This is a genomic window from Frankia sp. QA3 (assembly GCF_000262465.1).
Taxonomy (GTDB): Bacteria; Actinomycetota; Actinomycetes; order Frankiales; family Frankiaceae; genus Frankia.
This window is the reverse complement of record NZ_CM001489.1, coordinates 5,715,060-5,734,788: the sequence shown is the minus strand read 5'-3', so window position 1 is coordinate 5,734,788 and position 19,729 is coordinate 5,715,060. Positions and strand designations below refer to the sequence as shown.

Here is a 19,729-nt window from a genome sequence, read left to right as displayed (position 1 = left end):
CGGGCGCGCGCCGCCGGGGGCGCGGCGCTCAGCGCTGCCCGGACGACCAACAGACCGACGTCCACGCCGGGTCGCTGGTGTCCTCCAGGTCGTACCAGCCGTCCGGCAGGTACGTCCCCCAGGTCACCGGCGGACCGTCGACGCCGCTGCCGCCTTCGACGGCGGGGCGCGGCACACCGAAGGTCACCTCGCCACCCGGGCAGCCCTGGTGCTCGAACCGGAACGTGGGCTCGCCCGCGTCGGGCCCACGGCCGGCTTCGGTCCGGCACAACTGCGCCGTCGACGGCGGCCAGGACGTCGCGATGTGGGCGTAGTAGCCGGCCTCGAGCCAGGTCGCGCCGGTCGCCGGGGCCCCGTCCGACGCCGGCACGCTGACCTCGCTGACCTGGCCGGACGGGCAGCTCGCCCAGACGACGCCGCCAGCGCGGGCGACCCCGACGTCGGCGACGGCGAGCAGTCCGGTCAGGGCGATGGTGGCGCCGGCCGCCGCGAGGGTCGTGCGCGCCGGACGGAATCCGCGGGAGCATCGGCCCCGCCGGCGCGGACCAGGCCGGGATGGTTGGTGATCGTCGCCGGAAGCGGGAGTGCCCGCCGCGGGGGCGGGCATCGGTCGCACGGCCCGCCGTCGCGAGGATGCGGCATACGGCATTGAATGCCTCCTTGTCGAACCCGGCCGCGGAACGACCGTCGGATGAGCCGTCTGCGCGGGATCGGAACACCCGTTCCACCATTTGGTCCGGGATTCCCGTAAATAAAACAGCAAGCGCCCGCCAGGATAGCGAGAGTTGGCGGGACGTTGGGACTTCGATCGCGGCGCCCCGACGCCGACAAGCCGTACCGCCCACCCGACCGCCCCCGGCCACCCCTTCCTTGCCTTTCCAGAGGGGGGAATCGGACGCGCAGGCCGCTGGAAAGGCAAGCAGGCTCGGGGCCCCGACGGGGTCAGGCCAGCCGGCTCAGATCCCGGGCGGGGCCGGCAGTCCGTTCAGCGGGGACAGCGGGCGGCGGAACTCGATTTCGGTTGTCGCGGAGAGGTCGTGCAGGTCGCGGCTGTGGCCGGTGGCCCTGTAGCCCAGCCGCCGGTACAGCCGGTGAGCGTCGGTGAACCGCGTGTCGGTCCACAGCCGCATCTGCCGCGCTTCCCACCACCGGGCCTCGCGCTCGGCCCGCCGCACCAGGGCCGCTGCGAGTCCCCGGCGGCGGGCGGCGGCGGACACGTACAGCGTCTTCAGCTCGGCCCACTCGGGCGCCGCCGCGAGGCCCGGCACCGGCCGGGCCCACACGGCCACGCTGGCGAGCACCACGCCGGACGTCCCTGCCGGCCCTGCCGAGCCTGCCGGCCCTGCCGAGCCTGCCGGCCCTGCCGAGCCTGCCGGCCCGATTGGGGCGGCAGGGTCCGCCGGGACCACCCACAAGGCCCGTGCGGGCTCCCCCGCGGTTGCCGCATAGGCCGTCCCGGGGGCCCGCAGCCACGGCTCCTCGGCGTCGACGTCGAGAACGCAGCCCGGGTACTCCGCCCATACGGTCGCAATCAGGTCCTGGAGGGCGACGGCGTCGGAGTCCCGCACCCGCCGCAGGCCGGGGACCAGCTCGCGGCGCATCCACACATGCTCGATGCCCGCCTCGACGTCGGGCTCGCCGATCGACCGGTACCCCTGGCGGGCGTAGAAGTCCGCCGCCCTCGTCTGGGCGTGCAACTCGACGGCCGGCAGGCCACGCTCCCCCGCCCGTCCCTCCAGGGCCGCGGTGACCAGGCGGCCCAGGCCCCGGCCACGCCAGGCGGCGGCGACCGCGACCCGCCCGATGACCCCCGCCGGCTCCGCGCCCGCCTGACGGGGCCCCGGATCGAGCAGGCGGGCCGTGGCCACCGCCCGACCGTCGGCGTCGAGGACCACGGCATGGTCTGCTGTGGCGTCCAAGCCGTCGTACTCCAGCTCCGGCGGCACGCCCTGCTCCCGGACGAAGACCTCGTACCGCAGGTCGAACGCGGCCCGCGGCGGCATTCCCGCGACCACGGTGACGGCGGTATCGCCGGGGTGCCCGTTCACCAGCGCTGGTCCGATTGGGGGACACGGTGACCAGCTCCGGACATAGGCCGGCAGTCTAGGCGCCGGGACCGCCAGCCGGCTGTCGGGTAAGTCCGGAGCCGGGCCCCCGAACGGGGCGATCCCGGCACGGAAGGCCCTCACCTCCCGCCGATCCCAGCGTCACCCAAGTCCAGCAGAGAGATTGCCAAGGGTAGTCATTGGCTGTTCCTGGATGACCCGGTGACGCGGGTCGCCACCGGCCTGGCGCCGTCCGCCGGTGCGCGGCGATCAGGTTTCCGTGGGCGGTGTGTCCGGGCATCCTGCCCGATACGGACCGACAACCACCGACCCGGCATCGCGACCATCTCGGCGCGCCGAGTAGAAAGCAGGACTGTACCGGTCAGCGCCGACCGCATCGATCGGCACGGACCATCGACGCACGAAGAGGAAGCGGCCCGGAATCGTGATTTTCCAGACGAGGACCTGTCGTGGCGACGCGTGCGCGCCGGAGGGCCGCTGACGATGGCGCCGACTCTCTACCCGCCGGCCCGGCTGCGGCCGGTGCGGAACACGTCCGGCACGATGATCCAGCCGACCCGCGGACTCATCGCGCACGTCCAGGTCGGCACCGGCTCGCTGTTCGGCTGGTTCGACAACGCCGCCAGCCAGGTCAGCTCCCATCTGTGGCTGTCCAGAAACGGCGACTTCGAGCAGTACGTTCCGTTTGATCGGCGCGCCTGGGCGCAGGCAGCCGGGAATCCGTACTGGATCTCCTGCGAATGCGAGGGTTACGACACCGAGGATTACACACCGGCACAAATCACCAGGCTGGCCGAGCTGTTTCGATGGGGTATGCAGGCGTTCGGCTGGAAGGGGGAGCTCGCCGACTCGCCGAACGGATACGGCCTCGGCACCCATCGGATGGGCGGGCAGGCATGGGGCGGGCACAGCTGCCCGGGCGACCTCCGCGCGGCACGCCGCCGCGACATCCTGTCGCTCGCGCTCGGTAGCGACCGCGGCGCGGCCTCCGATCCCCGCGACCGGTACGCCGGCCGGCCGACGCTGCGCGAGGGCGCGCGCGGCGCCGACGTCGTGGAGCTCCAGAACGCCCTGAACATCATCTTCGGTCACGAGGCGCCGACCGGCGATCCCAACCGGATCGATCCGGACGGCGGGTACGGGCCACGCACCACCGCGCGGGTGGCCTCGCTGCAGCGCTACGCGTCCCCGTGGTTCGGCCGCATCCCCGACGACGGCATCTGCGGGCCGAACACCTGGCGCAAGATCGGCTATATCCTCACCGGGATGAACCGCACCGTCTGAGCCGTCCCGCCCATCCAGGCCAGCACCTCCCCGCCGCGACGTCAGCCGGCAACGGTGCGTCAGCCGGCAACGGTGCGTCAGCCGGCAGCGGCGGGACCTGCGGCCGGGGCCGCCGTGGCCAGGCGGGCGAGCTCCGCGCCGGCCGCGCGCAGCCAGCGCAGCGGCTCGGCCAGCGCCGCCTCCGTGCCACCCGCCAACCGGGCCAGGGCGACCTCGGCGATGGCCCCCTCCGGACGGGGGGCATCCAACTGGCCCGCGGCCACGAGCACCGGCACGCCCGCCGCCCGGGCCAGTCCCAGCACCCCGCCGACCACCTTGCCCGCCAGGGACGTCCGGTCGAAGCGGCCCTCGCCGGTCACCACCCAGCCGGCCCCGGTGAGCGCGGCGGGCAGCCCGGCCGCCTCGGTGATCGTCCGGATGCCAGGCACCAGGTCGGCCCCCCAGGCCGCGGCAAGGCCGTAGGCGGTGCCGCCGGCCGCGCCCGCCCCCGCGGCCGCCGGCTCACCGCCGAGCACCTCGGCCAGGCGGCGCAGCCCGGCCGCCAGCCGGTCGATGTCGGCGGGGCCAGCCCCCTTCTGCGGGCCGAACACGGCAGCGGCGCCGGCGGGGCCCAGCAGGGGGGCGTCGACGTCGACGAGGCAGCGCACCCCCCCGGGCGGCGGGGGCCGCAGCCCCGACAGCTCCACCCGGGCGAGCCTCGCCAGCGCACCCCCGCCCGGTGGCAGCACCGCCCCACGCGGGTCGAGGAAGCGGGCCCCCAGTGCGGCGAGGGCACCGGTGCCACCGTCCGTCGAGGCCGAACCCCCCAGAGCGACCAGGATCCGTCTGGCGCCGCCGGTCAGGGCAGCCCCCAGCGCCTCACCGAGGCCGATCGTCTGGGCACGAAGCGGGTCCGGGGCCAGCATCAGGGGCAGCCCGCTCGCCCGGGCGAGTTCGACCACGGCGACGCCCCCGGGCAGCGCCAGCCATTCGGCGTCCTGCGGGCGCCCGTCCGGGCCGGTCACGCGCAACGGGTGGCGCACCGAGTCGGGCACGGCGGCGGCGAAGACATCGAGGGTGCCCTCACCGCCGTCGGCGATCGGCAGCGCCACGATCTCGTCGTGGGGCCGCCGCGAGCGCCAGCCGTCCCCGAGCGCCGCGGCGACCTCCGTCGCGGTCGCCGAGCCCTTGAACGAGTCGGGGGCGATGACCACCCGCCGCGGCCGGTCACCCGCCGCCGAGCCGGCGCCACCCTCCGGGCCCACCACAGCGTCCGCGCCTGCCGCCCGGCTCAGCCGGCGGCCGGCGCGGTCAGCGGGACCGGCGTCGCGAGCCAGGCGTCGATGCCGGCCAGGGCCGCCGCCCGCACCGGCTCCGGGGCCGCGCCAGCCAGCACGGAGCTACGCGCACAGGCCGCCAGCTCCTCGTCGGACAGGCCGAGCTCGCGCCGGCACAGCTCGTACTCCTCCAGGCAGGTGGGGCCGAACAGCAGCGGGTCGTCGGCGTTGATGGAGCAGCGCACCCCGGCGCGCAGCAGCGCCGGCAGCGGGTGCGCGGCCATCGACGGCACGACCGACAGCAGCAGGTTGGAGGTGGGACAGACGTCCAGGCACGTGCCCCGGTCGAGCAGGTCGTCGACGAGTCCCGGGTCCTCGATCGCCCGGATGCCGTGCTGCAGGCGGTCGGCTCCCAGGGTCTCGATGGCGCCGCGCACCGACTCCGGGCCGTCGAGCTCGCCGGCATGCGGGGTCGACAGCAGGCCGCCCTCTCGGGCGAGCCGGAACGCCGCCGCGAACGGCTCCGGCGGCCAGCCGTTCTCGTCGTTGTGCAGCCCGAGACCGACGATCCCCCGGTCGGCGTGGCGCAGGGCGGTGCGGGCCACCTCCACCGCCTGCTCGGGGGAGTCGTACACGCGGTCCACCGCGGCCATCCAGCGGACGGTCACCCCGTACCGGGCGCTCGCCTGCTCCGATCGGGCCAGCACGGTCTCCCAGGCCGCCTCGGCGCTGCCGAACACGCCCAGGTGGGCGTACGGCCAGAAGCTCGGCTCGAGGTACACGATGCCCTCGTCGGCCGCGTCGCTGACCATCTCGTCGACCAGCCGCTCGAAGTCCGCCGGCTGGCGAAAGACCGGCAGGATCCCGCCGATCACGTCGCTGAATCCGCCGAACTCGGTGAAGCCCCTGGTCCGGGGGGTCGGGATGCCCGCGGCGGCGGCCAGGTCGGCCAGCGTCGACGGCCGCATCCCCAGCTCGAAGTGCAGGTGCAGATGGCCCTTGGGCAGGGAACGGAGGTCCCGCATCGGCGTCCTTCCTCCTCGCGGCACGGCTTGATGCCGCCCCCGGCGTTCGGACTATCACATGCCGGCGGGGCGGTGGATCAAAACCTATGCCGGTCCCGCGGGGCCGTGTCAGGTCGGCGGAAGGTTGTTACCTCTCCGTCACCTCCCAGCACGCGGGCGGGGGACGGCACCGGGGAGCACACGGAGGTAACGAGCGGCGCGGCCGGCCCGATACCGGGACCGGCCGCGCCGCTCGTCGTTCACCGCTCAGTGGCGCTCACCAGCCGCCGGCGGGGCTGCCCGGGTTCCGGTCCTGGGTTCCGGAGGCCGGGCCACCGGCTGCGCCACCCGTTCCAGGGGTGTACGGCGCGCCCCCAGTGCCCGCGGCACCACCAGTGCCCGGAGCACCACCAGTACCCGGAGCACCACCAGTACCCGAGGCACCACCAGTACCCGGAGCACCACCAGTACCCGAGGCACCACCAGTGCCGGGGGTGCCCGGAGCGCCGAAGGACGTGTCGCCCGGCTCCTGGCCCGCACGGGAGCCCTCCGCCGTGCCGGCAGACCCGGCGGCGTCAGGCCGGGGCACCTCGCCGCGCCAGCCTCCGGTCTCGCTCTGGTTGTGCTCGATGAACGACTTGAACCGCTTGAGGTCGGCCTTGACCTGCCGTTCGTCCAGGCCCACAGCGGCACCCGCCTTCTCGGCGAGTCCCTCGGGCTGCCAGTCCATCTGGACCGTCACCCGGGTCTCGTCGTCCGCGAGCCGGTGAAAGGTCACCACGCCGGCATGCGAGGTACCTTCGGTGCTCTTCCACGCCACCCGCTCGTCGGGCAGCTGCTCGGTGATCGTGGCGTCGAACTCGCGCTCCCGCCCGCCGACCTTCACCTTCCAGTGGGTGTGGGTGTTGTCGAGCTGCGAGATGGACTCGACACCGTCCATGAAGTTCGGGAAGGACTCGAACTGCGTCCACTGGTTGTAGGCGGTGCGAATCGGGACGTGGACCTCGATCGATTCCTGTACCGTGCTCGCCATGCTTCCTCCCGGCTGACTTCGGTGTCGGATGCAACGCTCATCCCCAGCCGGCAGCCCCTAACACACGGGCGAGCAGGACATCGAGGACGGAGCACCGCGGCGCGGGTGGAGCGGCCGCCCGGTGCGGTACCGACCGCAGGCACCGGGCCGGGCGTGGACGGCGGCGCGGCGTCAGGTCGCCTCGACGATCCCGGTACTGACCAGGAAGATCACGGTCACCCCGAGGGCGATCCGATAGCCGATGAAAACGCTGTAACTGTGTTTCGCGACGAATTTGAGCAGCCATGAGATGGCCACGTAGGCGACGGCGAAACTGACCACTGTGGCAGTGATGGTCGCGGTCCAGCCCACTCCGTCGGAGATGTTCCCGGCCTCGGTCAGCACCTGCAGCGCGGCCGCCGCCATCAGCGCGGGGATGGACAGGAAGAACGACAGCCGGGTCACCGTCACCCGATCCAGACCGCGCAGCAGGCCCGCCGACATCGTCGCCCCCGAGCGGGAGATCCCGGGAATCAGCGCCATGCACTGGACGACCCCGATGGCGAGGGTGTCCCGCCAGGTCACGTCCTCCTCGTGGCGCTTCTGCGTCCCGGCGTGATCGGCGTACCACATCACCCCGCTCCAGAGGATGAGCGCGGTGCCGACGAACCAGAGGCTGCGCAGCGTGGTCTCGATCTGGTCCTTGAATGCGACGCCGACGAGACCGATCGGGACCGAGCCGAGAATCACCGCCCAGCCGAACCGGTAGTCGGGGTCATCCCGCCAGGAGGGATTGGCGATCCCCCGCCCCCAGGCGGTCAGGATCCGCCGAAAGTCATGCCGGAAGTAGAGCAGGGTGGCGAACACCGCACCGACCTGAATGATCGCCGTGAAAGCGGTGATATCGGCATCGTCGATGTTGTAACCGAGGAGCTTCTCCAGGATCGTGAGATGGCCGGTGCTCGACACCGGCAGAAATTCGGTAAGCCCCTCGACCGCGCCGAGAAACGCCGCTTCCAGGACGTTCACATGGCCCCTTCCTCACCGGCACCCGTCAGCCTGCTGACCGGGAGGGAAGTCTATGACGGGCATGATCGCAGCGGCCGGTGGGGCGGTACGGCGTCGCTGCGGCTCAGCCGAGCGTTCGCCGCGTCACCCGCGCCGACGCGCGGCGGGCCGCGGCCGTCGCCACCGCGGCCTCGGCGAAGCCACGGATGACCGGATGCGGGCGGCTGACCTCCGAGCCGAGCTCGGGCTGGAACAGCGTCGCCAGGAAGAAGGGATGGCCGGGCAGTTCGAGGACGCGGACGTCACCGGACTCGTCCACCCCGCTGAACCGCAGGCCGTGGGCGAGCAGCAGTCCGATGTGGTCCGGGTTGATCCCGTATGAGCAGTAGTAGCGCTCGACCGTGCGGTCCGCGCCGATGACCCGTTCGGCGAGGGAGTCCCGGGTGATCCGAACAGCGCCCTCGTGACCGTTCAGGGCACAGGCAATCGGCACGATCAGCGGGTGGGGCGCATCGGGGTCGACCTCGGCATGCGCCGCGTCCACGAAGCCGCACACCGAGCGGGCGAACTCCAGCACGACGTGCTGCAGGCCGCCGCAGGTCCCGAGGAAGGGGATGCCCCGCTCCCGCGCCGTGCGGACCGCCGCGAGTGCGCCCGCCTCGCTGGCGTAGGGGCTGCCCGGCACCAGCCAGATGCCGTCGAAGCCGTCGAGCGGGCCCATGGCCGCCACCTCGTCGGTCGGGATCCAGTAGGCGTCCACCGGCAGTCCGTCGCGACGGCGCAGCGCGTCGAGCAGGTCGGGGATGCGGCCGTGCGCCGCGACCTCGGCGCTGCGGTCGCCGACGAGCGCCACACGCGCGACGGGTGCGACGGGTGTGACGGGTGCGACGGGTGTGACGGGTGCGGCCGGCGTGACGGGTGCGGCCGGGGTGACGGGTGCGCTCGAGGTCATGCGTCGATCGTCGGCGGGCACGCAGTTCAGGTCCAACGATTCTCTGCGCACTTTGCATAAGCAAAACTGATGGGCATGGATCCCCAGCAGTTGCGCACCTTCGTCAGCGTTGCGACGGCGGGGTCGTTCTCGGCTGCCGCCCGTGAGCTGGGTTACACCCAGTCCGCCGTCTCGCAGCAGATCGCGGCGCTGGAGGCGGATCTCGGCGTCGCGCTGCTGCACCGCCGCCCAGTCACCGTCACCGAGGCCGGTGCCCGCCTGCTGGAGCACGCCGGCCCGTTACTGCTGCGCCTGGCCGCCGCGCGCACCGACGTAGTACGGGCCGCCGGCGCGCCGAGCGAGCGGCTGACGGTCGCCACCCACCCGCTGGCCGCCGACCGGCTCGCGCGGGTCCTCGCGGACGTCCTGGCCGGCCGGCCCCGGCTGGACGTCCGCGTCGTCGTCGCCGGCACCGCGGCGGTGGCGGACGGCGTGGCCCGGGGCGAGTTCGATCTCGGCCTCGCCGCCGGGCTGGCCGCCTCCAGCGACCCGTTGCGGCTACCCGATGTGGGGCCCATTCGGGCGGTCGGGGTCGCCGCGGATCCGGTCGTCGTGATCCTCCCCGACGGGCACCCGCTCGCCCGGCGCACCGGGCTGCGGCTGGCGGACCTCGTCGACGCCCGGTGGATCGACGCACCCGAGGTGGCGAGTGGGGTGGCCGATCTTCGCGTCGTGACCGGAGAGCTGCGGTTCCGGGCGCAGCTGCGCTACGACGGCGCAGACGTCGGGGGCCTGCTGGCGCTGATCGCCGCCGGTCACGGCCTCGGAGTGCTTCCCCGCCGCCTGCTCGCCCCCGGCAGGCTCCCGGGTCAGGCCGGCGTCGACGACCGGCACGGCGCCAGCGCCAGCGACGGCGACGGCTCGGGTACCGTCCGGGTGGACCCGGTCGGCGTGCCGCTGCTCGGGCCCGCCCTGGAGTTCCGCACCGAGCTGCTCTGGGCCGGCCAGCCGGGTCCGGCAGCACTGGCGGTGGCGCAGGCGCTCGGCGGGTGAAGGACGGGCCCGGACCAAGACTGAGTCCACCGCTGGTCCAGCGCACCGGGCCAGCCTGGGGGTAGGCTGGAGGTGTTGCTTGTTTCTCGGTGCGTGACCTACGCAGAGAACGGCACGACCAGACCACGGCACCGGTCGGGGTCTGGTGCGAGGCCGGTACGCGAAGGACGCGCACCGGGAGCGCGGCAAGGAGAAAGTATCGTGGCGCAGGGTACCGTCAAGTGGTTCAACGCGGAGAAGGGCTTCGGATTCATCTCCGTCGACGGTGGCGGCCCGGACGTGTTCGTCCACTACTCCTCGATCGTGGCGGACGGCTACAAGTCCCTGGATGAGGGCCAGAGCGTCCAGTTCGAGATCGTGCAGGGCCAGAAGGGACCGCAGGCGGACAACGTGACTCCCGCCTAAGGTCGCACCACCCCCAGCTTTGCGTTCGGCGCGTGGCTCCCTCCCAGGAGCCACGCGCCGAATTTGCGTTGAAGGCCGGGTGGCAGGCGATGATACTTCGCCGATGCCCTCCTTCTCGCAGTTCGACCTGCGCGGGTACCCGACCGTGGACGTCCGGACCGGTTACGAGCAGTGGTCGGCCAGCTACGAGCGGACGGTCGAGGACTTCATGGACCTCGCGCTGCTCGACCGGCTTCGGCAGCCGGCGTGGGCACAGGTCACGCGGGCGGCGGACCTGGGCTGCGGCACCGGCCGCACCGGCGCCTGGCTGCGTACCCGTGGGGTCGCGGCCGTCGACGGGGTGGACCTGACGCCGGCGATGCTGGCGCTGGCCCGGGAACGCGGCGCCCACGATCGCCTCGTCGAGGCGGACGCGACGGACACCGGCCTGCCCTCAGCGGGCTACGACCTTGTCGTGGCGTGTCTGATGGACGAGCACCTGCCCGGACTCGCCCCGCTCTACGCCGAGGCGGCCCGGCTGACCCGGCCCGGTGGCCTGTTCGTCCTCGTCGGCTTCCACCCGCACTTCATCATGACTTCCGGCATGCCGACCCACTACACCGACGGCACCGGCACGCAGCGTGCGATCACCACCCACGTCCACCTGGTCAGCGACCAGGTCGCGGCGGGGCTGAGCACGGGTTGGGCACTGGCGGAGATGCAGGAGAACGTCGTCGACGATTCCTGGCTCGCCGCGAAGCCGAAATGGGGACGTTTCCGCGGGCACCCGTTCGCCCTCGCCCTGGTGTGGCGCCGGGAATCAGCGCTCAGCGGCGCGGCAGGCGGACGACCGTGATGAAGAAGTCGTCGATAAAACGCACGTCGTCGACGAACCGGTCGAAGTCGACCGCCTTCGTCACGTAGGCGTTGGCGTACAGGTTGTAGCTGCGCAGAATGTCCTCGGACGCGTCCGAGGTCGTGAGCACCACGACGGGGATGCGGCGCAGCTCCGCGTCGTCCTTGATCTCCGCCAGCACCTCGATGCCGTTGCGGCGGGGCAGGTTGAGGTCGAGCAGGACCAGGTCGGCGGTGGGAGCGTCGGTGAACGGCTCCTCGCGCCGGAGGAAGGCCATGGCCTCGATGCCGTCGTTCACGACATGCAGCCGGCCGTTGATCCGATCATCGGCGAACGCCTCGCGGGTCATGAGGACGTCCCCCGGGTCGTCCTCGACCAGCAGAACCTCGAACGAGTTGGCGGGCAGACTCGTCGTCATCTGGCACCTCGGGATGTGTGGCCGGCCTGAAACGCGGTCGGCCGGTTGAGAAAGCGGGGGGCGGCGGCCGGCGGCGAAGGATCGGGCAGCCGGCGGACGGGACGATCGCGGGCAGGGGTGAAGCAGCGGTCGATACGCGCACCGCGAGCTGAGACGCTGGCCGGCGACATCATCGAGATCAATCCGGGTAACGCCGCCGACCGGAAGCCCGAATATGGTCCCCGAATTGTGGATTGTCTGACGGTACGCCAATTGGCGTGACCTGTCGCCCCCCACACCGGTGATGGGACCATCACCGCTCGCGCACTGGCGCAGGTCGGCTGGCGGTCGGGACGCCGCAACCCGGGCAACCGGCCCGATCGCCCCCGTGGCGTCGGCGCACCCGGGTGGCGGTTTGGGCGGCGCGCGCCGGGAAGGGTTGTCGCCATGAGTCCCGGGCCGGTGCCGGACGCGATCCGCTCGCCTTCCCGCGAGCTGCGCACAGGCGGCCGAGGCCATCGGTGTGACGATGTTCATGACCGGCGGCCCGGCGACGTTCCACGGCCCCCGGGCGTTCGCGGCCCGGGGGACGTAGCCTCGGCTACGCGGTCACACCCCGCTCCCAGCGATCCGGAGCTCCCAGCGATCCGGACCGGGACCGGCACGGCAACACCGACCTGTGACCCGGCGCGGCCCCGCTCGGGCGCCGGCGGTCCCGCGGACGGCTCGCAGCCCCTGGAGGCCAGCACGGACGCCACGGCCGGCTCCGCCATCGGCAGCCCCACCGGCACCGACTCCCCGGACGCCGCCGGTCACCCGGACGTCAGTCAGCGCCCGGACACCGGCGGTCCGCCGGATACCGGCGGTCCGCCGGACATCAGTGAGCGCCGGGACATCAGTGAGCGCCCGGACATCAGTGAGCGCCCGGACATCAGTGAGCGCCCGGACATCAGTGAGCGCCCGGACATCGCGGCGCTCGTGACGGAGTTCTACCGGCGGGCGTTCGCCGATCCGCGGCTCGGCCCCATCTTCGTCGACGTCGCGCGGCTCGACCTGCCCGCGCACCTCCCGGTGATCTGCGACTTCTGGCAGGCGGTGATCTTCCGAGCCGGCACCTACCGGCGCAACGCCTTCGGGGTGCACGCCGAGCTGCACGTCCGCGTCCCGCTCACGCCCGAGCTGTTCGCCCGCTGGCTGGAGCTGTGGACGGCGACCGTCGACGACCTGCACAGCGGCCCGCACGCGGACCGCGCCAAGCTCCAGGCCCGCCGGATCGCCGGATCGATGAGCCGCCGCCTCGCCGGCGTCCCGACGGCGCCCGGGGCAACCACTCCCGCCGGCCCCCGCGCCGTCACGGCCTCCGGTCGGCGTCATAGGCCGTCCGAGCCCGGCTGATCTCGACCGCCGACACCTCGAACAGGTCTGCGAGGGCACGCAGCTGCCCCGCGACCCGGCCGCCCAGCGGGGTCAGCGAGTACTCGACCCGCGCCGGGATCGTGCTGACCACCTCGCGGATCACCAGGCCGTCGCGCTCCAGGACCTGCAGCGTCCGGGAGAGCATCTTCTCGCTGACGCCCTCGACGCGGCGGCGTAGCGCATTGAACCGGTAGCTGCCCTCGCCCAGCGCGAGCATTGCGAGCATGCCCCACTTGGACCCCACGTCCTCCAGCGCCGCCCGTGAGCTGCAACCCCGGGCGAAGACATCGCTGATCAGCTCGTCGCTGGGTCCGATCTCCCCAGGACACGGCTCGCCCACCGCCATATCACGATCGGAAGACATGGTCACAAGCCTACGATCCCACCTAGGACGACCGCTATCTGATAGTTAGTACTTACCAAAGGAAACTGCAACCGACAGGGAGAACATCCATGGCCACCATCGCCGTCACCGGTTCGACGGGACACCTCGGCCGGCTCGTCGTCGAGGAGCTCCTCCAGGCCGGCCTCGAGCCGTCGACGATCATCGCTGTGGCGCGGACGCCCGCCCGCGCCGCTGATCTCGCCGAGCGCGGGGTGCAGGTCCGGGCGGGCGACTACTCGGACCCGGCGAGCCTGCCCGCCGCCCTGGCGGGGGTCGACACCCTGCTGCTCGTCTCGGGCAGCGAGCTCGGCCAGCGCCTCGCCCAGCACACCGCCGTGATCGAGGCGGCGAAGGCGGCCGGCGTCGGGCGGATCGTCTACACCAGTGCTCCGCGGGCCGACGTCACCGATCTGTCCCTCGCCGCCGAGCACAAGGCCACCGAGGAGGTGCTCGCCGCCGCGGGCGTGCCGTTCACGGTGCTGCGCATCAACTGGTACTTCGAGAACTACACCGCCCAGTTGGGTCAGTACCTGGCCCAGGGGTTCATCCTCGGTGCCGCGGGCGACGGTCGGATCAGGGGGGCCTCCCGGGCCGACTTCGCCGCGGGCATCGCGAAGGTCCTGACGAGCTCGGGGCACGACAACGCGATCTACGAGTTCGGCGGCTCCCCGTTCACCCTCGCCGAGCTCGCCGCGACGATCACCGAGGTCACCGGCATCACCGTGACCTACCGCGACGTCACGGTGGAGGAGCTCGCCGCCGCGCTGGGCCAGGCCGGTCTCGACGAGACGATCGCGACCCTGTTCGCCGGCATCGACGGGTCGATCCGCGGCGGCGCGCTCGACGTCGACGCGGACGACCTGCAGCGGCTGCTCGGCCGGCCGACCACCAGCCTGGCCGACGCCGTGCGCGCCGCCAAGGTCTGACTCCGCCGCACCCGGCCGTCGCGTCGGGGTGTCCAACTGCTTATCCAGAGGGATGAATCGGGCGCAGAACCCTCTGGATAAGCAGGGAGCCCAGCGGGGGCCGGCGGGACCAGCGGGGGCCGGCGGGACCAGCGGGGGCCGGCGGGACCGCAGCCGCCCGGGGCGACCGGCTGTCAGGCCGGTCACCTGCCGGTTTGCCTGCCGTGCGGCAAACCGGCGCCGGCCGGTACCTTGCCGGCTATGACGCCCCCGGAGCTGTCGGACTCCTCGACGCCGCCGCCACCGCCACCGGCGGACCGCCGTCCCTGGCACCGGCCGATGCGCCCACGGTCCGTCGACGAGCCGCACCGCGTGGCGACACCGCTGGAGCTGCTGTTCGACCTGTGCTTCGTGGTCGCGGTCGCGCAGTCGTCCACGAAGCTGCACCACGCCCTCGGTGAGGGGCACATGGGCAGCGGTGCCGTGGCCTACCTCACCGTCTTCTTCGCCGTCTGGTGGGCGTGGATGAACTTCACCTGGTTCGCCTCCGCCTACGACGTCGACGATGTGCCGTACCGGGCCGCGGCCTTCGTCCAGATCGCCGGGGTGCTCATCCTCGCCGCCGGCGTGCCGCGCGCCTTCGACGACGACTTCGCGGTGGTGACCCTGGGCTACGCGGTGATGCGCTGCGGGCTGGTGGCCCAGTGGCTGCGGGCGGCCCGCGGCGCGGACGCGGCCGGCGCGCGCACCGCGCACGGCTACGCCCTGGGGGTGTCGGTCTGCATGATCGGCTGGGCGGCGCTGCTGGCGGTCCCGGACGGCTGGCGCCTGCTGGGGTTCGTCGTGATGGTCCTCGCGGAGCTGGCGGTGCCGATCGTGGCCGAGCGGGCCGGGCGGACCCCGTGGCATCCCCACCACATCGCGGAACGGTACGGCCTGTTCACGATCATCGTCCTGGGCGAGTCCGTCCTCTCGGCGACGGTCGCGGTGCAGTCCGCCGTCGACGCCGACCAGGCCGGCGCCGCGCTGTTCGGGGTGGCGGCCGGCGGGCTGCTGACCGTCTTCGCGATGTGGTGGCTGTACTTCGCCCGGTCCGCGCACCGGTTCCTCGTGGCGAACCGGGTGAGCTTCGTGTGGGGGTACGGCCACTTCTTCATCTTCGCCGCCGCGGCGGCCGTCGGCGCCGGCCTCGCGGCGAACACCGACCACGTCACCCACCACGGCGAGATCGACAGGTTCGCCGCGAGCGCCGCGGTGACCGTGCCGGTGGCCGTCTTCCTGGTCACCGTCGCGCTGCTGCACCTGCGCCCCCATCACGCCGGCCGGGTCCAGACGGCGCTGGTGGTGCTCGCCGCCGCCGCCGTGCTCGCGGTGACGTTCAGCCCGGAGCCGGTCCTGGCCACCGGGCTCGTGCTGACGGGCCTGATCGTCGCCACGGAGGTGGCTGGCGGGACCCGCTCGGCGCGGTGAGGGGCGGCGCGGGTCGCCTCCCGCGCACCGGCCGCCAGGAAAAACTTATCCTTGAACTTATCCCTGGGTTTTTCCCGGGCGGTGGGATCGCCCTATCGAAAACCACCGACTACGGGTCGACTTGTTTACGCTCCCTTTACAGCCGACCTCCCCATCCGGCCCGGTCTCCTGTTACGCTTTCCTGGAAGCCGCAAGTACGGCCGAACCGTAGAATCGGGCCGGTTCCGGTGGCAGGTTTCCGTGGTCGACGACGGAGCCCACCATCGATCCGCGGGTCACCGCGGGCCCGGCCCGCCTTCAACACTCGACCCGTCCCGGCGACCGGTAAAGAAGGCACTCATGACGTTTGTCGTCACGTCCGCCTGCATTGATGTAAAGGACACCGCCTGCCTGGGCGAGTGTCCCGTCGACTGCATCTACGAGGGCGCGCGGAAGCTGTACATCAATCCGAACGAGTGCATCGACTGCGGGGCGTGCGAGTCGGCCTGCCCGGTCGACGCGATCATGAGCGTCAAACTGGTACCGCGGACGGAAGCCGAGTTCATCGTGGACGAGGCCCGCTTCTTCCACACCATCCTGCCTGGGCGGGATGCACCCGTCGGCGATCCGGGCGGCGCGGGCAGGGTCGGCCCGATCAGGGTCGACACCCCCTTCGTCGCGGGGTACGGACGCTGACGGCACAAGCCGCCGGCGAAGGCTGACGCGGCCACGGCGTCAGCGGGACCGCCGGCCACGGCCGGTGCTCAGGACCACCCCCGTCCGGGCACCGGCCTTTCAACGTCACACCATGCCGCCAGCCGGCCGCGACAAAGCGGCCGGCTGGCGGCATTGCCATGCAACGCCGCCATGAAACGCCGCCATGAAACGCCGTCGTGAGCCGCCTCAACCGTGCGGGCGACGGCGACGCGGCGCGAATTCCGGTCTTTCCCACTCCAGTCCTCCCAGGCTGGTCCGCCCACGCCGGTCCCCCAGGGGGGCCATCCGACGCGGTATTCCCACACGGCATTCCGAGGCAGCTGCTCCGGCCAGGCCACCATCGGGCCCGGACGCACCAGAGGGGATCAGGCCGACCGGAGTCGGCCTGATCCCCTCGCATCGCGGGACGGGCGGTCCGCCCGGCCGCCCGTCCGCCCCGGCCAGGGGCGCAGCTCCCTGGCCGGCGATCTAGTGGCTAGCCGGCGACCACCCAGGAGTCGGTGCCCGTGAGCAGCGTCCGCAGGTCACCACGGCCGTCGGGGCGAGCCGTCGCCAGCCGATCCTGGAAGAGCTGGTCGAAGCTCGGCTGGGAGACTGACCGGTACACCCCGATCGGCGGCTCGGCGAGCGACGTCTCCGCCAGGCGGGCCAGCCCGTAGGCGTAGGTGGAGTTCTGGGTGCCCGGGTCGTGGACGACGACGCGGGAGTCGCCGCCGTGCCCGATACCCAGCTCGCCGGTGCTCGGGTCGCGGATCACGCCCCACTGCTCGTTGGCGCCGAAGACGATCGGCAGGCCGGGCGAGAGCCGGATCGGGCCGTGCTCGGGCGCCGCGGGGTTGTCCGGCTCGGCGGGACTCTCCTGGCTGGCGGCGCGGTTGGGCTGGCGGGGGATCGCGCTGAACGTGGGGCAGCCCTGCCGGATCTCCACCAGCGCCGCGCCCTTGTGCGCCGCGGCGGCGGTCAGCGTCGCCGTGAGGTGGCGGCGGTCGGAGTCGATAGTGCGGGCCACGAACGTCGCCCCGGCGCCGAGCGCGAGCGCGACCGGGTTGAACGGGTTGTCGAGCGAGCCGAACGGGCTCGACGGGCCGACCGTGCCGACCTTGGACGTCGGCGAGGCCTGCCCCTTGGTGAGGCCGTAGATCTCGTTGTTGAGCAGCAGGATCTTGAGGTTCACGTTGCGCCGCAGCGCGTGGATCAGGTGGTTGCCGCCGATGGCCAGCGCGTCGCCGTCACCGGTGACGACCCAGACCGACAGGTCCGGCCGGTTGATCGAGATGCCGGTCGCGAACGACGGCGCCCGCCCGTGGATGGAGTGGATCCCGTAGGTGTCGAGGTAGTAGGGCAGCCGCGAGGAGCAGCCGATGCCCGACACCACCACGGTGTTCTCGGGGGGGACGCCGAGGGCCGGCAGCAGCCCGCGCATCGTCGACAGGATCGCGTGGTCCCCGCAGCCGGGGCACCAGCGCACCTCCTGGCCGGTGGTGAAGTCCGCCACCGTGGGCGCCCGCCGGCCGCTCGTGCCGGCCGGCTCCTCGGCCTTTCCGTTGACCGTGCTCATCGTCCCGCCTCCCGGGTCGCGTCGTGCTGGGTACCAGTGGGGGTGCCGGTGTGGGCCGCGGGCTTCGCCGACGCGGAATCCGACCTGGCCGCGAGGCGCGCGCCGACGTCACCGACCGGCTTCGTGCCCGCGTCCGGCGCGGTGTCGGAGTCGATTCCCTGGATCACCCGGGTGATGACGGAGGCGAGCTCCGCCGTCCGGAACGGCATCCCGCGAGTCTGGTTGTAACCGACGGTGTCGATCAGGGTCTCGCGGCGCAGGTGGCCGGCGAGCTGCCCGAGGTTCATCTCGGGCACGAGCACGGTGTGGTACTCGGAGAGCACCGAGGCGACGTTCGCCGGCAGCGGCGCGATGTGGCGCAGGTGCGCCTGGGCGACCTTCATGCCCTGCGCGCGCACCTCCCGGCAGGCCTCGCCGATCGGGCCCCAGGTCGAGCCCCAGCCGATCACGAGCACGTCCGCGCCGGATCCGGGCGGACCGCTCGGGTCGTCGACCTCCAGCGGCGGCACGTCGATGTTGTCGATCTTCGACTGCCGGGTCCGGATCATGAGGTCGTGGTTGTCCGGGTCGTAGGACACCGCGCCGGTGAGGTCGGCCTTCTCCAGACCACCGATCCGGTGGGTCAGCCCCGGGGTGCCCGGGATCGCCAGCGGCCGGGCGAGGGTGACCGGGTCACGCGCGTACGGCAGGAAGACCGGGTTGCCCTCGGCGTCGACCGCGTTCGGCTCGGTGGCCAGGTCGATCCCGATGAACGGCAGCTCCTCGACCTCGGGGACCCGCCAGGGCTCGCTGCCGTTGGCGATGTAGGCGTCGGAGAGCAGGATGACCGGCGTGCGGTAGGCCAGCGCGATCCGCGCGGCCTCCATCGCGGCGTCGAAGCCGTCCGCCGCCGAGCGCACGGCGATCACCGGCAAAGGCGCCTCGCCGTGCCGGCCGTAGAGCGCCTGCAGCAGGTCGGACTGCTCGGTCTTGGTCGGCAGGCCGGTGGACGGCCCACCGCGCTGCACGTTGACGATGACGAGCGGCAGCTCCATGATCACCGCAAGCCCGAGCGCCTCGGCCTTGAGCGCCATCCCGGGACCCGAGGTGACGGTCACCCCGAGCATGCCGGCGAAGGACCCGCCGATCGCCGCGCCGATGGCCGCGATCTCGTCCTCGGCCTGGAAGGACCGCACGTCGTTGGACGCCAGCGCGGACAGCTCGTGCAGGATCTCCGACGCCGGGGTGATCGGGTAGGCGCCGAGGAACAGCGGCATCCCGGCCTGGTGCGCCGCGGCCACCAGACCGTACGCGACGGCCTTGTTGCCCTTCATGTGCCGGTAGGTGCCAGCCGGGAGCGGGGCCGGCTTCACCTCGTAGACGTTCGCGAAGGCCTCGGTCGACTCGCCGTAGATCCAGCCGGCGCGCAGCGCGGAGACGTTCGCGGCCTGCACGTCGGGCTTCGAGGCGAAGCGCTTCTGCAGGTAGGCGATCGTGTCCTCGATGGGCTGGCTGAACATCCAGGACACCAGGCCGAGGGCGAACATGTTCTTCGTCCGCGCGGCGTCCTTGCGCTTGAGGTTGTGATCGGCGACGGCGGCCGCGGCGAACCCGGTCAGGTTGACGGCGTGCACCTGGAAGGCGTCCAGCGAGCCGTCGGTCAGCGGGTCGACGTCGTAGCCGGCCTTCTCCAGGCCCAGCACCGTGAACGCGTCGGTGTCCAGGATGATGACGCCGCCGGGGCGCAACTCGGCGACGTTGGCCTTCAGCGCCGCGGGGTTCATGGCGACGAGGACGTCAGGCTGGTCACCGGGGGTCCGGATGTCGTGGTCGGCGATGTGGAGCTGGTAGCTCGACACACCGGCCACGGTGCCCGCTGGGGCGCGGATCTCCGCCGGGTAGTTCGGCAGCGTCGCCACGTCGTTGCCGATCGCGGCCGCCTGGGCGCCGAACCGGTCACCGGTGAGCTGCATCCCGTCGCCGGAGTCGCCGGCGAAGCGGATGACCACGTTCTCCAGCCGTCTGGCCCCTTCGGGCCGTTCGGACAACTGCTCGGTGGGCATGAGGGA

At 72.6% G+C, this 19,729-nt stretch carries 19 protein-coding genes; 8 read left to right on the top strand and 11 right to left on the bottom strand.

The features are described from left to right. Positions 1 to 28 precede the first annotated feature (28 nt). Positions 29 to 607, bottom strand: coding sequence for a hypothetical protein (locus FRAQA3DRAFT_RS23540; RefSeq protein ID WP_035921403.1), 579 nt, complete (start codon positions 605 to 607; stop codon positions 29 to 31). Between the two features lie 349 nt (positions 608 to 956). Further along, complete coding sequence (locus FRAQA3DRAFT_RS23535; RefSeq protein ID WP_232291721.1) at positions 957 to 2,048, bottom strand: GNAT family N-acetyltransferase; 1,092 nt, start codon at positions 2,046 to 2,048, stop codon at positions 957 to 959. Between the two features lie 501 nt (positions 2,049 to 2,549). On the opposite strand from FRAQA3DRAFT_RS23535, the gene FRAQA3DRAFT_RS23530 reads away from it, so the two are divergent. Then, positions 2,550 to 3,350 (top strand): peptidoglycan-binding domain-containing protein, encoded by an 801-nt coding sequence (locus FRAQA3DRAFT_RS23530; protein ID WP_009741553.1) that lies wholly within the window; start codon positions 2,550 to 2,552, stop codon positions 3,348 to 3,350. Between the two features lie 77 nt (positions 3,351 to 3,427). Here FRAQA3DRAFT_RS23530 and FRAQA3DRAFT_RS23525 read toward each other — a convergent pair whose 3' ends face one another. The 5 genes from FRAQA3DRAFT_RS23525 to FRAQA3DRAFT_RS23505 form a co-directional block, all read right to left on the bottom strand. Next, positions 3,428 to 4,597 (bottom strand): glycerate kinase, encoded by a 1,170-nt coding sequence (locus tag FRAQA3DRAFT_RS23525; protein ID WP_009741552.1) that lies wholly within the window; start codon positions 4,595 to 4,597, stop codon positions 3,428 to 3,430. 23 nt (positions 4,598 to 4,620) lie between these two features. Beyond that, entirely contained in the window at positions 4,621 to 5,631 is a 1,011-nt protein-coding gene (add, locus tag FRAQA3DRAFT_RS23520; RefSeq protein ID WP_009741551.1) for an adenosine deaminase, read from the bottom strand. Between the two features lie 256 nt (positions 5,632 to 5,887). Beyond that, positions 5,888 to 6,643: an SRPBCC family protein gene (locus FRAQA3DRAFT_RS38300; protein ID WP_009741550.1), complete on the bottom strand. Its 756-nt coding sequence runs from the start codon at positions 6,641 to 6,643 to the stop codon at positions 5,888 to 5,890. Between the two features lie 171 nt (positions 6,644 to 6,814). Further along, positions 6,815 to 7,651, bottom strand: a complete 837-nt coding sequence (locus tag FRAQA3DRAFT_RS23510) for an undecaprenyl-diphosphate phosphatase (RefSeq protein ID WP_009741549.1) — start codon at positions 7,649 to 7,651, stop codon at positions 6,815 to 6,817. Between the two features lie 103 nt (positions 7,652 to 7,754). After that, entirely contained in the window at positions 7,755 to 8,582 is an 828-nt protein-coding gene (locus tag FRAQA3DRAFT_RS23505) for a CTP synthase (protein WP_009741548.1), read from the bottom strand. Between the two features lie 75 nt (positions 8,583 to 8,657). Here FRAQA3DRAFT_RS23505 and FRAQA3DRAFT_RS23500 point away from each other — a divergent pair, with 75 nt between their 5' ends. The 3 genes from FRAQA3DRAFT_RS23500 to FRAQA3DRAFT_RS23490 all read left to right on the top strand — a co-directional run bounded on the left by FRAQA3DRAFT_RS23500 (position 8,658) and on the right by FRAQA3DRAFT_RS23490 (position 10,854). Continuing rightward, the gene (locus tag FRAQA3DRAFT_RS23500; RefSeq protein WP_035923387.1) at positions 8,658 to 9,614 is read left to right on the top strand and encodes a LysR family transcriptional regulator; all 957 of its coding nucleotides are present in this window, start codon (positions 8,658 to 8,660) and stop codon (positions 9,612 to 9,614) included. 201 nt (positions 9,615 to 9,815) lie between these two features. Continuing rightward, complete coding sequence (locus tag FRAQA3DRAFT_RS23495) at positions 9,816 to 10,019, top strand: cold-shock protein (protein ID WP_009741546.1); 204 nt, start codon at positions 9,816 to 9,818, stop codon at positions 10,017 to 10,019. A 103-nt stretch (positions 10,020 to 10,122) separates the two neighbouring features. Further along, positions 10,123 to 10,854, top strand: a complete 732-nt coding sequence (locus tag FRAQA3DRAFT_RS23490) for a class I SAM-dependent methyltransferase (protein ID WP_009741545.1) — start codon at positions 10,123 to 10,125, stop codon at positions 10,852 to 10,854. On the opposite strand, the gene FRAQA3DRAFT_RS23485 is transcribed toward FRAQA3DRAFT_RS23490, so the two are convergent. Next, a complete protein-coding gene (locus FRAQA3DRAFT_RS23485) occupies positions 10,826 to 11,272 on the bottom strand; it encodes a response regulator (protein ID WP_009741544.1) in 447 nt (148 codons plus the stop codon). The genes FRAQA3DRAFT_RS23490 and FRAQA3DRAFT_RS23485 overlap by 29 nt on opposite strands. A 426-nt stretch (positions 11,273 to 11,698) precedes the next feature. On the opposite strand from FRAQA3DRAFT_RS23485, the gene FRAQA3DRAFT_RS37575 reads away from it, so the two are divergent. Beyond that, positions 11,699 to 12,646, top strand: a complete 948-nt coding sequence (locus FRAQA3DRAFT_RS37575) for a group III truncated hemoglobin (RefSeq protein ID WP_232291720.1) — start codon at positions 11,699 to 11,701, stop codon at positions 12,644 to 12,646. Here the strand turns inward: FRAQA3DRAFT_RS37575 and FRAQA3DRAFT_RS23475 are convergent. Then, entirely contained in the window at positions 12,603 to 13,031 is a 429-nt protein-coding gene (locus FRAQA3DRAFT_RS23475; protein ID WP_009741542.1) for a helix-turn-helix domain-containing protein, read from the bottom strand. The two genes, FRAQA3DRAFT_RS37575 and FRAQA3DRAFT_RS23475, sit on opposite strands and share 44 nt — an antisense overlap. Before the next feature lie 89 nt (positions 13,032 to 13,120). Between FRAQA3DRAFT_RS23475 and FRAQA3DRAFT_RS23470 the strand changes: the two genes are divergently transcribed. The 3 genes from FRAQA3DRAFT_RS23470 (at position 13,121) to fdxA (ending at position 16,102) form a co-directional block, all read left to right on the top strand. Further along, on the top strand, positions 13,121 to 13,978 hold the full coding sequence (locus FRAQA3DRAFT_RS23470; RefSeq protein ID WP_009741541.1) for an SDR family oxidoreductase: 858 nt from the start codon (positions 13,121 to 13,123) through the stop codon (positions 13,976 to 13,978). A gap of 318 nt (positions 13,979 to 14,296) precedes the next feature. Next, the gene (locus FRAQA3DRAFT_RS23465) at positions 14,297 to 15,427 is read left to right on the top strand and encodes a low temperature requirement protein A (RefSeq protein WP_009741540.1); all 1,131 of its coding nucleotides are present in this window, start codon (positions 14,297 to 14,299) and stop codon (positions 15,425 to 15,427) included. A gap of 339 nt (positions 15,428 to 15,766) precedes the next feature. Then, on the top strand, positions 15,767 to 16,102 hold the full coding sequence (fdxA, locus tag FRAQA3DRAFT_RS23460) for a ferredoxin (protein ID WP_009741539.1): 336 nt from the start codon (positions 15,767 to 15,769) through the stop codon (positions 16,100 to 16,102). Between the two features lie 496 nt (positions 16,103 to 16,598). Here fdxA and FRAQA3DRAFT_RS23455 read toward each other — a convergent pair whose 3' ends face one another. Then, positions 16,599 to 17,681, bottom strand: a complete 1,083-nt coding sequence (locus FRAQA3DRAFT_RS23455) for a 2-oxoacid:ferredoxin oxidoreductase subunit beta (protein ID WP_009741538.1) — start codon at positions 17,679 to 17,681, stop codon at positions 16,599 to 16,601. Continuing rightward, on the bottom strand, positions 17,678 to 19,723 hold the full coding sequence (locus FRAQA3DRAFT_RS23450) for a 2-oxoacid:acceptor oxidoreductase subunit alpha (RefSeq protein ID WP_009741537.1): 2,046 nt from the start codon (positions 19,721 to 19,723) through the stop codon (positions 17,678 to 17,680). The genes FRAQA3DRAFT_RS23455 and FRAQA3DRAFT_RS23450 overlap by 4 nt, the downstream gene beginning before the upstream one ends. Positions 19,724 to 19,729 lie beyond the last annotated feature (6 nt).

Coding starts and splice junctions, on each gene's coding strand:
- FRAQA3DRAFT_RS23465 (WP_009741540.1), top strand. CDS start 14,297: ATGCGCCCACGGTCCGTCGACGAGCCGCACCGCGTGGCGACACCGCTG.
- FRAQA3DRAFT_RS38300 (WP_009741550.1), bottom strand. CDS start 6,643: ATGGCGAGCACGGTACAGGAATCGATCGAGGTCCACGTCCCGATTCGC.
- FRAQA3DRAFT_RS23475 (WP_009741542.1), bottom strand. CDS start 13,031: ATGTCTTCCGATCGTGATATGGCGGTGGGCGAGCCGTGTCCTGGGGAG.
- FRAQA3DRAFT_RS23455 (WP_009741538.1), bottom strand. CDS start 17,681: ATGAGCACGGTCAACGGAAAGGCCGAGGAGCCGGCCGGCACGAGCGGC.
- FRAQA3DRAFT_RS23540 (WP_035921403.1), bottom strand. CDS start 607: ATGCCCGCCCCCGCGGCGGGCACTCCCGCTTCCGGCGACGATCACCAA.
- FRAQA3DRAFT_RS37575 (WP_232291720.1), top strand. CDS start 11,699: ATGAGTCCCGGGCCGGTGCCGGACGCGATCCGCTCGCCTTCCCGCGAG.
- FRAQA3DRAFT_RS23450 (WP_009741537.1), bottom strand. CDS start 19,723: ATGCCCACCGAGCAGTTGTCCGAACGGCCCGAAGGGGCCAGACGGCTG.
- fdxA (WP_009741539.1), top strand. CDS start 15,767: ATGACGTTTGTCGTCACGTCCGCCTGCATTGATGTAAAGGACACCGCC.
- FRAQA3DRAFT_RS23485 (WP_009741544.1), bottom strand. CDS start 11,272: ATGACGACGAGTCTGCCCGCCAACTCGTTCGAGGTTCTGCTGGTCGAG.
- add (WP_009741551.1), bottom strand. CDS start 5,631: ATGCGGGACCTCCGTTCCCTGCCCAAGGGCCATCTGCACCTGCACTTC.
- FRAQA3DRAFT_RS23470 (WP_009741541.1), top strand. CDS start 13,121: ATGGCCACCATCGCCGTCACCGGTTCGACGGGACACCTCGGCCGGCTC.
- FRAQA3DRAFT_RS23505 (WP_009741548.1), bottom strand. CDS start 8,582: ATGACCTCGAGCGCACCCGTCACCCCGGCCGCACCCGTCACGCCGGCC.
- FRAQA3DRAFT_RS23490 (WP_009741545.1), top strand. CDS start 10,123: ATGCCCTCCTTCTCGCAGTTCGACCTGCGCGGGTACCCGACCGTGGAC.
- FRAQA3DRAFT_RS23530 (WP_009741553.1), top strand. CDS start 2,550: ATGGCGCCGACTCTCTACCCGCCGGCCCGGCTGCGGCCGGTGCGGAAC.
- FRAQA3DRAFT_RS23500 (WP_035923387.1), top strand. CDS start 8,658: ATGGATCCCCAGCAGTTGCGCACCTTCGTCAGCGTTGCGACGGCGGGG.